12 protein-coding genes are annotated in these 13,743 nt (G+C 65.7%); 9 read left to right on the top strand and 3 right to left on the bottom strand.

Going from position 1 to position 13,743, the window contains the following annotated elements:
* Positions 1 to 50 precede the first annotated feature (50 nt).
* Both QZ609_RS17635 and QZ609_RS17630 read right to left on the bottom strand, forming a co-directional pair.
* Entirely contained in the window at positions 51 to 3,083 is a 3,033-nt protein-coding gene (locus tag QZ609_RS17635; protein ID WP_295497516.1) for a transglycosylase domain-containing protein, read from the bottom strand.
* 86 nt (positions 3,084 to 3,169) lie between these two features.
* Positions 3,170 to 4,081 carry a LysR family transcriptional regulator gene (locus QZ609_RS17630; protein ID WP_295497514.1) on the bottom strand — a complete coding sequence of 304 codons (912 nt, stop codon included), beginning with the start codon at positions 4,079 to 4,081 and terminating at the stop codon, positions 3,170 to 3,172.
* A 111-nt stretch (positions 4,082 to 4,192) separates the two neighbouring features.
* Here QZ609_RS17630 and QZ609_RS17625 point away from each other — a divergent pair, with 111 nt between their 5' ends.
* The 9 genes from QZ609_RS17625 to QZ609_RS17585 all read left to right on the top strand — a co-directional run bounded on the left by QZ609_RS17625 (position 4,193) and on the right by QZ609_RS17585 (position 13,008).
* Complete coding sequence (locus tag QZ609_RS17625) at positions 4,193 to 5,302, top strand: muconate/chloromuconate family cycloisomerase (protein WP_295497512.1); 1,110 nt, start codon at positions 4,193 to 4,195, stop codon at positions 5,300 to 5,302.
* Positions 5,303 to 5,340: 38 nt separating this feature from the next.
* Positions 5,341 to 5,631: a muconolactone Delta-isomerase gene (gene catC, locus QZ609_RS17620; protein ID WP_295497510.1), complete on the top strand. Its 291-nt coding sequence runs from the start codon at positions 5,341 to 5,343 to the stop codon at positions 5,629 to 5,631.
* Between the two features lie 94 nt (positions 5,632 to 5,725).
* On the top strand, positions 5,726 to 6,646 hold the full coding sequence (gene catA / locus QZ609_RS17615) for a catechol 1,2-dioxygenase (protein ID WP_295497508.1): 921 nt from the start codon (positions 5,726 to 5,728) through the stop codon (positions 6,644 to 6,646).
* 33 nt (positions 6,647 to 6,679) lie between these two features.
* Positions 6,680 to 8,047: a benzoate 1,2-dioxygenase large subunit gene (benA, locus tag QZ609_RS17610; protein WP_295497506.1), complete on the top strand. Its 1,368-nt coding sequence runs from the start codon at positions 6,680 to 6,682 to the stop codon at positions 8,045 to 8,047.
* Positions 8,044 to 8,544, top strand: coding sequence for a benzoate 1,2-dioxygenase small subunit (benB, locus tag QZ609_RS17605; protein WP_295497504.1), 501 nt, complete (start codon positions 8,044 to 8,046; stop codon positions 8,542 to 8,544). The genes benA and benB overlap by 4 nt, the downstream gene beginning before the upstream one ends.
* 22 nt (positions 8,545 to 8,566) lie before the next feature.
* Positions 8,567 to 9,592, top strand: coding sequence for a benzoate 1,2-dioxygenase electron transfer component BenC (gene benC / locus QZ609_RS17600; protein ID WP_295497502.1), 1,026 nt, complete (start codon positions 8,567 to 8,569; stop codon positions 9,590 to 9,592).
* Positions 9,589 to 10,374, top strand: coding sequence for a 1,6-dihydroxycyclohexa-2,4-diene-1-carboxylate dehydrogenase (locus QZ609_RS17595; RefSeq protein ID WP_295497500.1), 786 nt, complete (start codon positions 9,589 to 9,591; stop codon positions 10,372 to 10,374). The genes benC and QZ609_RS17595 overlap by 4 nt, the downstream gene beginning before the upstream one ends.
* Before the next feature lie 100 nt (positions 10,375 to 10,474).
* Positions 10,475 to 11,794: an MFS transporter gene (locus tag QZ609_RS17590; protein WP_295497498.1), complete on the top strand. Its 1,320-nt coding sequence runs from the start codon at positions 10,475 to 10,477 to the stop codon at positions 11,792 to 11,794.
* 14 nt (positions 11,795 to 11,808) lie between these two features.
* On the top strand, positions 11,809 to 13,008 hold the full coding sequence (locus QZ609_RS17585) for a benzoate/H(+) symporter BenE family transporter (RefSeq protein ID WP_295497496.1): 1,200 nt from the start codon (positions 11,809 to 11,811) through the stop codon (positions 13,006 to 13,008).
* A gap of 58 nt (positions 13,009 to 13,066) precedes the next feature.
* On the opposite strand, the gene QZ609_RS17580 is transcribed toward QZ609_RS17585, so the two are convergent.
* Positions 13,067 to 13,237: a hypothetical protein gene (locus QZ609_RS17580; protein WP_295497494.1), complete on the bottom strand. Its 171-nt coding sequence runs from the start codon at positions 13,235 to 13,237 to the stop codon at positions 13,067 to 13,069.
* Between the last annotated feature and the right edge of the window lie 506 nt (positions 13,238 to 13,743).

Genomic DNA, 13,743 nt, shown 5'->3' with positions numbered 1-13,743 from the left:
TACTTCGACCCAACTCGTCGCATTACTCCCGATTCAATCGTTACAGGCCACTAGTCCAACCCCGGTTGCGATGTTGCTCGCGCCTGCGCGCAGGGCACTGCCGCCGCCGCGTCAAACTTGCCGAGATGCCGCATCAGCGTGGGCGCCAGCACCTTGAGCACTTGCGTGGTCAGGGCGCTGGTGAACTTGTACTTGGCGGCCTCCGGGCCGGCCACGTAGGCCACCACGGTGCCGAAATAGCGGTCGCCCAGATAGAACACGAACGCGCCCGAGCGGCTCACCACCCGCTCGGAGATCAGCCCCCCGCCGCGGCTGAAGGTCTTGAAGCGGTTGTCGCCGGTGCCGGTCTTGCCGCCCACGGGCAGCGGTGCCCCGTCCGGCAGCACGAAGGTGTTGGCGACCCGTTTGGCCGTGCCGCCGTCCACGACTTCTGCCAGCACCGTCTTCACCAGTTGCGGGATCTCGGGCGGCAACACGCGCTCGCCTTCGGCGGGGGCGCGGCACAGGCTGACTTCGTACGGCGTCTTGGCGGCAAAGTGCAGGCGGTCGACGCGCACGGTCGGCATGCGCAGGCCGTCGTTTGAAAGGATGCCCATCAGCTCCGCCAGCGCGGCGGGGCGGTCTGCCGAGGCACCGATCGCCGTGCCATACGACGGCACCAGCGATTCGAACGGGTAGCCCAGCCGCTTCCATGCCTGGTGGATCGACTGGAACGCCTCGATCTCCAGCATCTGCTTGATGCGCTTGTCCTGCGCGCCCTTGCGGTGCGATTTCAGCAGCCACTTGTAGACCGCGATGCGCTCGGCCGCGCTGGCCTGGTTGACCTGGGCGAGCGTCGCCTCCGGATGCTGGCGCAGATACGCAACCAGCCAGAGTTCCAGCGGATGCAAGTGCGCGATATAGCCACGGTCAGCCAGGTCGAAGCGCTGCACCGAGTAGGTGTTGTACAGCTTAGCCACCGTGGGCGCGTCGAGCTTGGCGCCGGGCAGGTACGCCTGGATGAAGGCGGCCATCTTGTCCGGCCCGGCCTGCGGGTCGAGGCTGCGGAAGAGCGTCGCCAGCCGCACGGGCGTGGGGCGGATGCTCTGGACCAACACGTCTTCCTGTTCCTGCGGGGTCTTGCCACGGTACTTGGTATAGAAGCGCCCCATGAAGAGGCGGCCCTCGCGGTCGGCAAAGCGCTCCAGGTAGACCTGTCGCTGTGGGGAGTCGCCATCCTGCAGCGCCTGGGCGCCGGCGCTCGGCAACTGGTGCTGGTAATAGCGCGAGATATCGCGCATCAGCCGCACGTACACCAGGTTGACCGAATGCTTGAACCCCTCGCGCACCGTGAAGAATTGGGTGCTCTCCCATTTCTCGAAGTTATCGAAGTGCTGCATGCCGCCGCCGGTGGTGAACCATTCGCCGGCGTTGCCGGAGTATTTGCGCTCCAGCGACGCTTCCAGCATGGGGGCCAGGCTGCGGTCGGACGTGTGCGCGAGGTAGTCGACCGCCCAGCGCTCGATCGCATTCTGCGTTGGGATGTCCAGCTTGCGCAGCGCATCGGGCGCGGTGTTGGCGTACTTGCCGCGCAGCTCGGTGATGATCTCCAGGTAGTTCACCAGCGTGCGCAGCTTGGCGGTCGACCCGAGGTCGAGTTTCACGCCTTCGTTGATGTCGAAGGGCTGGTCGAAGGTGTCGGCCTGCACCAGCACGCGGTTGGTGCCGGCGGCGCGCTCGAACAGCGTGAAGCTGTAGGTCACGCCGCGCGGGTCGCCGTGCTCCAGCATCTTGTCGCCGACCAGGCCGGCGGCCTTGGCGTAGGCCGGGTCGCGCAGCTTGAGCAGCTCGGTGGTGACGTCCTGCTGCAGGCTGGCATCGAGCGTGCTGCCGATGGTCAGGTCGAGCCGGTCGAGGTCGTACATGCGGGGCACGCCCAGCATGGCGGCCAGGTTCACGCGCACGGCGTTGGTGCCCTTGCGCTCCACCGGCGCGGGCGGCGCCTTGACGTGCTGGGCCTGCTGCTTGAGCGATTGCGCCAGCGCGGCATCGCGTAGCGACGCCGGGATGATGCCCGCACCCGCCAGCACCCGCAGATGGGCGTCGGTCAGCTCCTCCAGATCGTCCAGGTGTTCCAGGTAGTACGACGGCCGGCGCTGCGAGATCAGCAGGCTCAGCGCCTCCTTGTAGGCCAGCGCGCGGGCCTCCAGCGGCGCCGATCCGGGATCGGCCAGCAGCGCATTGACCTGCGCGAAGTCCCGCCCATACCAGACCCATAGGCCATCGCCGATGCCGTGGATCTCGCCAAACCCGGTGCGGGCACCCAGCGGCACCGTGTTCAGGTAGTGGACCACCAGTTGATGCCGCACCGCCGTGGTGTCTTCGCCGTTCAGGTAGGCGCGCACGGAGGCCGACGCCATCTGCCGGATCTTCTCCTTGGCCGATTCGGTGCGGCCCTCGGGCGAGTGGCGGTACTTCTCGATCTGCGTGGCGAGCGTGCTGCCGCCAGGGGATTCATGGTCCGGGTCGGCGATATGGACAGTGCGGTCCCAGATCGCCAGCGCAAAGCGCCCCCATTCGACCGCCGGATTACGTTTGGGCTGGCCCGGGTCGAGCAGCATGCGGTTCTCGACATACAGCAGCGAGCTGACCAGCGCGGGCGGGATGGCGTCGAAGCTGGTGTAGACCCGCTCCGGAGTGCGCTGGTAGTAGAGCAGATGGTTGCTCGCGTCGAACACCTGTAAACCCGCTTGATCCTTCTCCAGGTAAGGCGCGTTCAGGCCGTAGTTGACGAGCGCGTTCATGGTGGCGGACGGCACCGCCTGTTCCGTCACCGTATAGCCGCGCGTGCGCAAGCGGTCGAGAAAGAGGGGGAGCTGGCTGTAGCCGAGGCGCCGGTCGTAGGGGCCGGAGTTGGGGTAGCGGACAGACGGCGCGGGGCCGGCGCGCAATGGAAAGCCGATGTCCTTGCCCAGGTGCGCAAGATACGACGCCTGCTGTGCCGAGGTTTTCAGCTCATCCGACACGAGAAACGCCAGTACCGCAATCAGTGTCAGCGGCACGACGAGCATGAGTAGGCCGACAGGCCGAAATAGTCTTGTCATCCGCCACGCCTCCCTTCGCGGTCGTGCGCGCTCCACCTCTTGAATCTAGCCCATGTCGCGGCCTCGTCAATCCGCCAACTGGGCGGTTACCGTGGCGGGTAATGCGGGATCTTCTGTTCTTCGTACAGCCGGTAGGTCAGGTCCAGCATCGCCTGGATGTCTTCCGACTCATCCAGCAGCCGCGTGCTGAAGATGATGGGCGAGACCAGTTGCGGGTCGTCGAGTTCCATGTAGCAGACATCTTCGCGCTTGAGCCCCGCCACGCTGCGCGGCACCACAGAGACGCCTTCGCCCGCCGCCACCAGCCCCAGCGCGATTTGCAATTCGCGTGCCTCATAGACCTTGCTGGGCTCCAGCGCGCGATCATGGAACAGGGCGAGCACCTGGTCGGCGTAGCTCGGGCGCGGCGTGCGCGGGTAGATGATGAGCGTGTCCCCCACCAGGTCGCGCAGCGACACCGCCGGCTTGGCGCCCAGCAGCGCATGGCCCGAGGGCAGGGCGGCGACCAGCCGTTCATCGCGCAGCAAAATGCGCCGCACGTTCGGGTCTTCGTAGCGGATGCGGCCAAAGCCCACGTCGATGCGGCCGTCCTTGAGCGCCTGGATCTGCTCCATGGTGGTCATCTCGTGCATCGTCAGATCGACCATGGGGTATTCCGCGCGGAAGCGGCGGATGACCTTGGGCAGCATGCCGTACAGCGTCGAGGCAACGAAACCGATCGACATCCGGCGCTCGATCTGGCCGACGCGCTGCGTCATGGAGGCCAGCTCCGCCGTCTGTGCCAGCAACTGGCGCGCGTGCGCGTGGAAGAAGCGGCCGGCCTCGGTCAGCTTGAGCGGGCGGCTGCCGCGCTCGAACAGCAGCACGCCGATTTCCTCTTCCAGCTGCTGGATCTGCCGCGACAGCGGCGGCTGCGCGATATGCAGGCGCTCGGCCGCGCGCGTGAAGTTCAGCTCTTCGGCCACGGCCACGAAGTAGCGGAGATGGCGCAACTCCATTTCAATACCTTCCAAGTATGAAGCTGATACCAAATCAGTGTTGGACGCAATAAAACCCGCTGCGTAATCTGATTTCCAAGTTGATTGCTGTCATTTTCATACCAGGAAAACATGATTCGCTCGATCGAGGCCATTCTAGTGGATGTGCCGACCATTCGTCCCCACAAGCTCTCCGTGGCCACCATGCACGTGCAGACGCTGGTGCTCGTGCAGGTGCGCTGCGACGACGGCATCGAAGGCTGGGGCGAAGCCACCACCATCGGCGGCCTGAACTACGGCGAAGAGAGCCCAGAGAGCATCAAGGTCAACATCGACACGCATATCGCGCCGCTGCTGATCGGCATGGATGCGCGCAACGTGGCCGCTGCCATGGCACGCGTGCGCAAGACCATCCAGGGCAACCGCTTTGCCAAGTGCGCGCTGGAGACGGCGCTGTTGGATGCCCAGGCACGCCGCCTGAACGTGCCGCTGTCGGAGTTGCTTGGCGGCCGCCTGCGTGACGCGCTGCCGGTGGCCTGGACCCTCGCCAGTGGCGACACCAAGAAGGACATTGCCGAAGCAGAGGTCATGCTGGCCGAGCGCCGCCACCGCATCTTCAAGCTGAAGATCGGCCTGCGCCCGGTAGCCGACGACGTGGCCCACGTGCTGGCGATCAAGCGCGCGCTGGGCGACGCCGTGAGCGTGCGGGTGGACGTCAACCAGGCCTGGACCGAACTCGACGCAGCCAACGGCATTGCCGCGCTGCAAGCCGGTGGCATCGACCTGATCGAGCAGCCGGTGCGCGCCGAGAACCGCGCCGCGCTGCAGCGCCTGGCCCGCCAGTTTGCGGTGCCGATGATGGCCGACGAGGCCCTGCATGGCCCGCTGGATGCCTTCGAGCTGGCCTGCGGCGCCAGCGCGGATGTCTTCGCCGTGAAGATCGCCCAGTCCGGCGGCCTCGTGCCGGCCATGCAGGTGGCGGCCATCGCCCAACTGGCAGGCATTGGCCTGTATGGCGGGACGATGCTCGAAGGCGCGGTCGGCACCGCTGCCTCGGCACACGTGTTCTCGACCTTCAGCGACCTGCATTTCGGCACCGAGCTGTTCGGCCCATTGCTGCTCACGCAAGAACTGCTGACCGAGCCGCTGCAGTACCGCGATTTCATGTTGCAGGTGCCGACCGGCCCCGGCCTCGGCATCCAGATCGACCGCGAGAAGCTGGCCCGCCTGGGCCGGCAATAACTACAAAACCAAGACAACACCCACCAAGGAGACGCCCCATGTTGTTCCACGTCCGAATGGATGTCCGCCTGCCGCCTTCCATGCCCGAGCAGGAAGCGGCTGCCCTCAAGGCCACCGAAAAGGCGCGCTCGCAGGCGCTGCAGGCCGAGGGCAAGTGGCGCCACCTGTGGCGCATCGCCGGCCAGTACGCCAACGTCAGCATCTTCGACGTGGAGAACGTGGACGAGCTGCATGCGCTGGTCTCCACGCTGCCGCTGTTCCCGTACATGACGATCGAAGTGCAGCCGCTGTGCCGGCATCCGTCGTCGATCCGCCAGGACGATCGCTGAGCTTTCCGCGCCAGTCTCGGCCGTCGAATGCGTCGGCCGGGCGGGCGCATCCCCGCAAAACGCATTCCTACAACGAGACACGTGGAGTAGAGACATGACACACACAGAAATCGATGCACTGGTGAAGAGCTTCCTGGTCGACACGGCCACCGGCCCCGTCAACCCGCGCGTTCAGCAAGTGACCGTCCGCCTGGTGAGCGACCTGTTCAAGGCCATCGAAGACCTGGACCTGCAGCCGAGCGAAATCTGGAAGGGCCTGGAATACCTGGCCGAAGCTGGCGCCACGCACGAGCTGGGCCTGCTGGCCCCGGGCATCGGGCTGGAGCGCTTCATCGACATCCGCGCGGATGAGGCCGACGCAAAAGCCGGCCTGGCCGGCGCCACGCCGCGCACCATCGAAGGCCCGCTGTACGTGGCCGGCGCCCCGGCGGCCGAAGGCTTTGCACGCCTGGACGACGGCACCGAAGCCGACCAGGGCGAGGTGCTCTTCATGCAGGGCACCGTGTACGACACCCACGGCAAGCCGCTGCCCGGCGCCAAGGTGGAGGTGTGGCACGCCAACCTGATGGGCAACTACTCGTTCTTCGACAAGAGCCAGTCGGCCTTCAACCTGCGCCGCACCATCGTGACCGACGCCAACGGCCGCTATCAGTTCCGCAGCATCGTGCCGATGGGCTATGCCTGCCCGCCGAACGGCACCACGCAGCGCCTGCTGGACCAGCTCGGCCGCCATGGCAACCGCCCGGCGCACATCCACTTCTTCGTCTCCGCGCCCGGCCACCGCAAGCTGACCACGCAGATCAACATCGACGGCGACGAATACCTGTGGGACGACTTCGCCTTTGCCAGCCGTGACGGCCTCGTGCCACCGGTCAAGCGCATCGACGATGCCAAGGCACTGGCCGACAAGGGCGTGAGCAAGCCGTACGCGTCCATCGACTTCGACTTCCGCATGTACGAGGAAGCTGCCGGCGTGCCGGCTGCGGAAGTCGAGCGCGAACGCGCCGCAGCGTAAGGCGCAGGCGCACACGCGAATACGGAGGCGGCCATGATCCCGATCTATCCCGACACCACACCGACGCTGCGGCGGCTGGACGACTACCTGGTCGAAAACGCCGAGACCGGCGACTACCGCCTGCACCGCAGCGCCTTCACCGACGAAGCGTTGTTCGAGCTGGAGATGAAGTACATCTTCGAGGGCAACTGGATCTACCTGGCGCACGAGAGCCAGATCCCGAACAACAACGACTACTACACCACGCATATCGGCCGTCAGCCGGTGGTGATCGCGCGCAACCGCCAGGGCGAGCTGAACGCCTTCATCAACGCGTGCAGCCACCGCGGCGCCATGCTGTGCCGGCACAAGCGCGGCAACAAGGCGACGTACACCTGCCCGTTCCACGGCTGGACCTTCAACAACAGCGGCAAGCTGCTCAAGGTGAAGGACCCGGAAGAGGCCGGCTACCCCGAGTGCTTCAACAAGGAGGGCTCGCACGACCTGAAGAAGCTGGCGCGCTTCGAGAGCTATCGCGGCTTCCTGTTCGGCAGCCTGAATGCCGACGTCAAGCCGCTCAAGGACTTCCTGGGCGAGGCGGCCAAGATCATCGACATGATCGTCGACCAGTCCACCGACGGGCTGGAGGTGCTGCGCGGTTCGTCCACCTACACCTTCGAGGGCAACTGGAAGCTGCAGACCGAGAACGGCGCGGACGGCTATCACGTGTCGGCCGTGCACTGGAACTACGCGGCCACCACCGCGCACCGCAAGGAGCAGAACGCGCGCGAAGACAAGATCCGCGCGATGGACGCCGGCAAGTGGGGCAAGCAGGGCGGCGGCTTCTACGCCTTCGACCATGGCCACATGCTGCTGTGGACACAGTGGGCCAACCCGGAAGATCGCCCCAACTTCGCCCGCCGCGACGAATACGCCGAGCGCTGCGGCGCCGAGACCGCCGACTGGATGGTGCGCAACTCGCGCAACCTGTGCCTGTATCCGAACGTGTACCTGATGGACCAGTTCGGCTCGCAGATCCGCCTGCTGCGCCCGCTCGCCGCCAACAAGACCGAGGTGACGATCTACTGCATCGCGCCCAAGGGCGAGCCGGACGACGCCCGCGCCCGCCGCATCCGCCAGTACGAAGACTTCTTCAACGTGAGCGGCATGGCCACGCCGGATGACCTGGAAGAGTTCCGCGCCTGCCAGCAGGGCTACGCGGGCATCTCGCTGGCCTGGAACGACATGTGCCGGGGCTCCAAGCACTGGATTCAGGGGCCGGATGAGGCCGCCCAGAAGATCGGTCTGAACCCGATCATGAGTGGCGTGAAGACAGAAGACGAAGGCTTGTACACCGTGCAGCACCGCTACTGGCTGGACGTGATGAAGCACGCGCTGAGCGTTGAGGGGGAACCGGCATGAGCACCATCGACATGGACCGCATCCGCGCCTTCCTCTACCGCGAGGGCCGCCTGCTGGACGACGAGCAGTGGGACGACTGGCTCGCTTGCTACCACCCCGACGCCGAATTCTGGATGCCCGCCTGGGACGACGACGACACGCTCGTCACCGACCCGCAGCGCGAGATCTCGCTGATCTACTACCCGAACCGGCAGGGCCTGGAAGACCGCGTATTTCGCATCAAGACCGAGCGCTCCAGTGCCACCATGCCCGACACGCGCACCAGCCACAACGTGAGCAATGTCGAGGTGGAAGCGCGGGGTGGCAATGCTGGCGACGTGCTGACCGTGCGCTTCAACTGGCACACGCTCAGCCACCGTTACAAGACCAATTACAGCCACTTCGGCATGGCGCGCTACGTGATCGATTTCTCGGGCACGCAGCCGCTGATCCGCAACAAGTATGTCGTCCTGAAGAACGACTACATCCACCAGGTCATCGACGTGTATCACGTGTGATGACGCTGGCAGGAGACGCATCATGACTTACAGCATCGCCCTCCAATTCGAAGACGGTGTCACCCGCTTCATTTCGTGCAACCCCGGCGAGACTGTGTCCGACGCGGCGTACCGGCAGCAGATCAACATCCCGCTGGACTGCCGCGACGGCGCGTGCGGCACCTGCCGCTGCCACTGCGAGGCCGGCGAGTACGACCTGCCCGAATCGAGCTACATCGAAGACGCGCTCACGGCCGAGGAAGCCGCCCAGGGCATCATCCTGGCCTGCCAGACGCGGCCCAAGTCGGACTGCGTGGTCAAGATTGCGGCGTCTTCCACGGCATGCAAGACGGGCGTGTCGAGCTTCAGCGGCACGATCGCCTCGGTGGACAAACTGTCGGACTCCACCATCGGCTTCGCCATCGACCTGGACGATGCAGCGGGCCTGACCTTCCTGCCGGGCCAGTACGTGAACGTGGAGATTCCGGGCACGGGCCTGACGCGCTCGTACTCGTTCAGCTCGGCGCCGGGCGCGACGCAGGCCGCCTTCGTGGTGCGCAACGTGCCGGACGGGCGCATGAGCCGCTACCTGAGCGAAGACGCGCAGCCGGGCCAGCGCATCGCGTTTGCCGGGCCTTACGGCAGCTTCTACCTGCGTGACGTCATGCGGCCGGTGCTGTTCCTGGCCGGCGGCACGGGCATCGCGCCGTTCCTGTCGATGCTCGACGTGCTGGCAGCCAGCGGCACGCAACAGCCGGTGCGCATGGTGTTTGGCGTGACCAATGACATCGACCTGGTAGCGCTGGCGCAGTTGGATGCCGCCCGCCAGAAGCTGCCGTCGTTCGACTACCGCGTCTGCGTGGTGGCGCCGGAAAGCGTGCAGCCGCGCAAGGGCTACGTCACGCAGCACGTCGAGCCCGAATGGCTCAACGGCGGCAACGTCGATATCTATTTGTGCGGCCCCGTCGCCATGGTGGAAGCGGTACGCGGTTGGCTGCAGCAGACTGGCGTGACGCCCGCGAGCTTCCTGTACGAGAAGTTCTCCGCCAGCGAGGCCGCCGCGCGATGAGCACAACCGCACGCTTCAAGGACAAGGCCGTCGTCGTGACCGGCGCGGCGCAGGGCATCGGGCGCGGCGTAGCGCTGGCGGTTGCCGGGGAGGGCGCCCAGGTGCTGCTGGTGGACCGCGCCGAGCTGGTCTACGAGGTGCGGGCTGAGATTGCTGCAGCCGGTGGCCAGGCCCACGCCGTCACGGCTGACCTGGAAACCTACGCCGGCGCCCAGCATGCAGTGCAGACCGCGCTGGATGCCTTCGGTCGCGTCGACGTGCTCATCAACAACGTCGGCGGCACGATCTGGGCCAAGCCGTACCAGCACTATGAGGAAGCGCAGATCGAGGCGGAAATCCGCCGCTCGCTGTTCCCGACGCTGTGGTGCTGCCGCGCCGTGCTGCCCGGCATGGTCGAGCGCAAGCAGGGCGTGATCGTGAACGTCTCGTCGATCGCCACGCGCAGCATCTATCGGATTCCGTATGCGGCGGCCAAAGGTGGCGTCAATGCGCTCACAGCCAGCCTGGCGTTCGAGCATGCGGAGGACAACATCCGCGTCAACGCCGTCGCCACGGGTGGGACGGAAGCGCCGCCGCGCAAGATTCCGCGCAACGCGGCGCCGATGTCGGAGCAGGAAGCCGTCTGGTACCAGGGCATCGTCGACCAGACCGTCGCCAGCAGCCTGATGCACCGCTACGGCACGATCGACGAGCAGGTGAGGGCGATTCTCTTTCTGGCCTCGGACGAGGCCTCGTACATCACCGGGACGGTGCTGCCGGTCGGAGGCGGGGACCTGGGTTGAAACACGCAGCGCGCCGCTAGAGCGCGCCTATCAGTCGAAGAAGCCAACCCAGCATGAGAGAGGCGCTCACGCCTCCGGAATACACCAAAGGAGACCACGCATGCGTCAGATCGACCTGCACGCGGTGGCCGACCACGCCCGGTTCGGCCGCTTCCACGCCATCACGCTGTTCTGGTGCGCGCTCATCATCATCTTTGACGGCTACGACCTTGCGGTCGCGGGCATTGCCTTGCCGTCCATCATGAAGGACATGGGCGTGACGCCGACCAGCGCCGGCTTCATGGTCAGCGCAGCGCTGTTCGGAATGATGTTCGGCGCGATCTTCCTCGGCACGATTGCGGACCGCATCGGCCGTCGCTGGGCGATCGCGGTGTGCATCGTGCTGTTCAGCATCTTCACGGCGGCGGCGGGCTTTGCTACCGACCCGATCACCTTCAGCGTGACGCGCTTCCTGGCCGGCCTGGGCATCGGCGGCGTGATGCCGAACGTCGTGGCGCAGATGACGGAATACTCGCCGCGCCGCGCGCGCAGCACGCTCGTCACCTTGATGTTCAGCGGCTACTCGGTCGGCGGCATGCTGGCGGCGCTGATCGGCAAGGGCTTGCTGGAGCGCCATGGGTGGCAGTCGGTGTTCCTTGCGGCGGGGCTACCGGTGCTGCTGGTGCCGGCGATCCTGCGGTGGCTGCCGGAGTCGATGCCGTTCCTGCTGCGCGCGGGCAAGGTCGATGCGGTGCGTGACATCGTCCGCCGCCTGCGCCCGGAAGATGCGCCCCTGCCGGGCGACACCTTCGTCCTGCCAGAAGCCGACAGTGGCAGCGATACCCCACTGGGCAAGCTGTTCCAGGACGGACGCGGTTTCAGCACGGCGATGTTCTGGGTCGCCTTCTTCATGTGCCTGTTCATGGTCTACGCGCTCAGCTCGTGGCTGACCAAGCTGATGGCGTCCGCCGGTTATAGCCTCGGTTCGGCGCTCACCTTCGTGCTGGTCTTGAACTTCGGCGCCATGCTCGGCGCGATCGGCGGGGGCTGGCTGGCTGACCGCTTCAACATCAAGTACGTGCTGATGGGCATGTATGCACTGGCGGCGGTGTCGATCGCGCTGCTCGGCATCAAGACCTCGACCGAGGCGCTGTACCTGCTGGTGGCGGTAGCGGGCGGCTGCACCATCGGCACGCAGATCGTGACGTATGCCTATGCCGGGCAGTTCTACCCGATGAGCATCCGCTCCACGGGCATCGGCTGGGCCTCGGGGGTGGGGCGCAGCGGGGCGATCCTCGCGCCCATCGTGATTGGTGTGCTGGTGAGCATGGCGCTGCCGCTGCATCACAACTTCTTCGCCATGGCTGTGCCGGCGGTGATCGCGACGATTGCCGTGGCGTTCATCAACCACCAGCGCTCGGCTTCGGTCATCGCGCGATAACCTGGACGCCCGTGATGCCTCCTTCGAGCACGCAAGCGGTCGCCCCGCGTGGTTTTCTCGCAGACTGGTCGGTCTCGGCCGTTGCGGCCGGGTTCCTGGCGGTCCTGATCTCGTACGCGGGGCCGCTGGTCATCTTTTTCCAGGCGGCGCAGGCCGCGCATGTGCCCGATGCGATGGTGGCGTCATGGGTCTGGGCGATCTCCATCGGCGCGGCCGTCTCCGGCATCTACGCGAGCTGGCGGTGGAAGGCACCGGTGGTGACGGCGTGGTCGGCGCCGGGCACGGCGTTGCTGGTGTCGCTGTTTCCGGGGTTGTCGCTCAATGAGGCGGTGGGGGCGTATGTGACGGCGGCGGTCGTCATTCTGCTGATCGGCATATCAGGGACGTTCGACCGGTTGATGCGCCTGATTCCCAAGGGCATTGCCTGCGGCATGATGGCCGGCATCCTCTTGCAGTTCGGCACACACGCCTTCGCGGCTGCCGCGACGATGCCGGTGCTGGCGTTCTCCATGATCGCCGTCTACGTGCTGGGCCGGCGCTGGTGGCCGCGCTACTGCATCGTGGTGGTACTGCTGACGGGTATCGTGCTGGCGATGGCGCTGGGGCTGACGCACTTCGACGGCCTCTCGCTGGAGGTCGCCCGGCCAATCTTCATCCAGCCGCAGTGGACCCTAAGCTCGACACTGAGCCTCGCCATCCCGCTGGTCGTGGTCAGCCTGACCGGCCAGTTCCTGCCGGGCATGGCAGTGCTGCGTGGCTCCGGCTATGACACACCAGCCCGGCCGATCATGACGACCACCAGCGTGGCGTCGATGGCCGTCGCGTGCTTCGGCGGCATCACCATCGTGATCGCGGCCATCACGGCGGCGCTGTGCACCGGCAAGGACGCGCACGACGATCCGGCCAAGCGCTATGTGGCGGGCATCGCCAACGGCATCTTCTACCTGATCGGCGGCACCTTCGCGGGCGCCATCGTGATGTTGTTTGCGGCGTTGCCCAAGCCATTCGTCGCCATCCTGGCCGGGCTGGCGCTGATCGGGGCGATTGCGTCGAACGTGATGGGCGCCATCCAGGATGAAGACCACCGCGAGGCATCGGTCATCACCTTCCTGGCGACGGCCTCTGGGCTGACGTTGTTTGGGCTGGGGTCGGCCTTCTGGGGCATTGTGATCGGCTCGGCGGCAGCGCTGGTGCTGAAGACGGTGCGTCGATAACGACCACAAAACAAAAACGGCGCCAATGCGCCGTTTCTTCTTTCCGTGCCGCAGAGGCTTAGCCGACGTACGAACCCGACTGGCCAACCACCTCGGCATTCTCCAGGTTGTCATCCCAACCTTGGCGGAAATAGTTGAGCACCGCGCGCAGCAGCGACGTACGGCCAGCAGCTTCTTGAACTTGCACTTGGCCGGCGAACTTCGGGGTGTAATAGGCTTGCTGGATCATGATGTTGTTCTCTCTAGGGTTTTCCCGAGTATAGGGTTATCCCTAGTCTGGAGCAACGGCACGGCACATACTCCAGATACATTCTGAATATCACCCTCGCCTGATATGGCTTCGGTGGCGGATCCACTTAATAGAAGTGACGTTCGCGCCACCAATAAGGTGGCTTCGCAAAAAAATTTTCGGGACGAGATCGACGCAGGACAATGCGCGTCCGCCGAAAAAGCCGCCTTCATCGTGCTTCGGCAATCAATTTGCCGACAAAAAGCGTCGATCTGTCCGCTTGTCGTTTGATCAACTGCCCGCCTACCATACGCCGCCATGTGCCGGTTCCGTTGTGCAGCAATGCCTGGGCCGGTGTCGCTACCTGGAGGTTCGTATGGCGTATCCCCCCATCCCTGTGCCGGCCGACGGCGCGCCCAGCGCCAACACGGCGTGGCAGGCGCGCAGCCGTGCGGCCGTCTGGCATCCGTGCACGCAGAACGCACGGCTCGATGCCATGCCGCCGC

It is taken from the genome of uncultured Ralstonia sp. (assembly GCA_913056305.1).
Taxonomy (GTDB): domain Bacteria; phylum Pseudomonadota; class Gammaproteobacteria; order Burkholderiales; family Burkholderiaceae; genus Ralstonia.
The sequence above is the reverse complement of the archived record's forward strand: the minus strand, read 5'-3'. Positions and strand labels throughout refer to the sequence as shown.

Coding starts and splice junctions, on each gene's coding strand:
- QZ609_RS17580 (WP_295497494.1), bottom strand. CDS start 13,237: ATGATCCAGCAAGCCTATTACACCCCGAAGTTCGCCGGCCAAGTGCAA.
- QZ609_RS17595 (WP_295497500.1), top strand. CDS start 9,589: ATGAGCACAACCGCACGCTTCAAGGACAAGGCCGTCGTCGTGACCGGC.
- QZ609_RS17630 (WP_295497514.1), bottom strand. CDS start 4,081: ATGGAGTTGCGCCATCTCCGCTACTTCGTGGCCGTGGCCGAAGAGCTG.
- QZ609_RS17625 (WP_295497512.1), top strand. CDS start 4,193: ATGATTCGCTCGATCGAGGCCATTCTAGTGGATGTGCCGACCATTCGT.
- benA (WP_295497506.1), top strand. CDS start 6,680: ATGATCCCGATCTATCCCGACACCACACCGACGCTGCGGCGGCTGGAC.
- QZ609_RS17585 (WP_295497496.1), top strand. CDS start 11,809: ATGCCTCCTTCGAGCACGCAAGCGGTCGCCCCGCGTGGTTTTCTCGCA.
- QZ609_RS17590 (WP_295497498.1), top strand. CDS start 10,475: ATGCGTCAGATCGACCTGCACGCGGTGGCCGACCACGCCCGGTTCGGC.
- benC (WP_295497502.1), top strand. CDS start 8,567: ATGACTTACAGCATCGCCCTCCAATTCGAAGACGGTGTCACCCGCTTC.
- catA (WP_295497508.1), top strand. CDS start 5,726: ATGACACACACAGAAATCGATGCACTGGTGAAGAGCTTCCTGGTCGAC.
- QZ609_RS17635 (WP_295497516.1), bottom strand. CDS start 3,083: ATGACAAGACTATTTCGGCCTGTCGGCCTACTCATGCTCGTCGTGCCG.
- benB (WP_295497504.1), top strand. CDS start 8,044: ATGAGCACCATCGACATGGACCGCATCCGCGCCTTCCTCTACCGCGAG.
- catC (WP_295497510.1), top strand. CDS start 5,341: ATGTTGTTCCACGTCCGAATGGATGTCCGCCTGCCGCCTTCCATGCCC.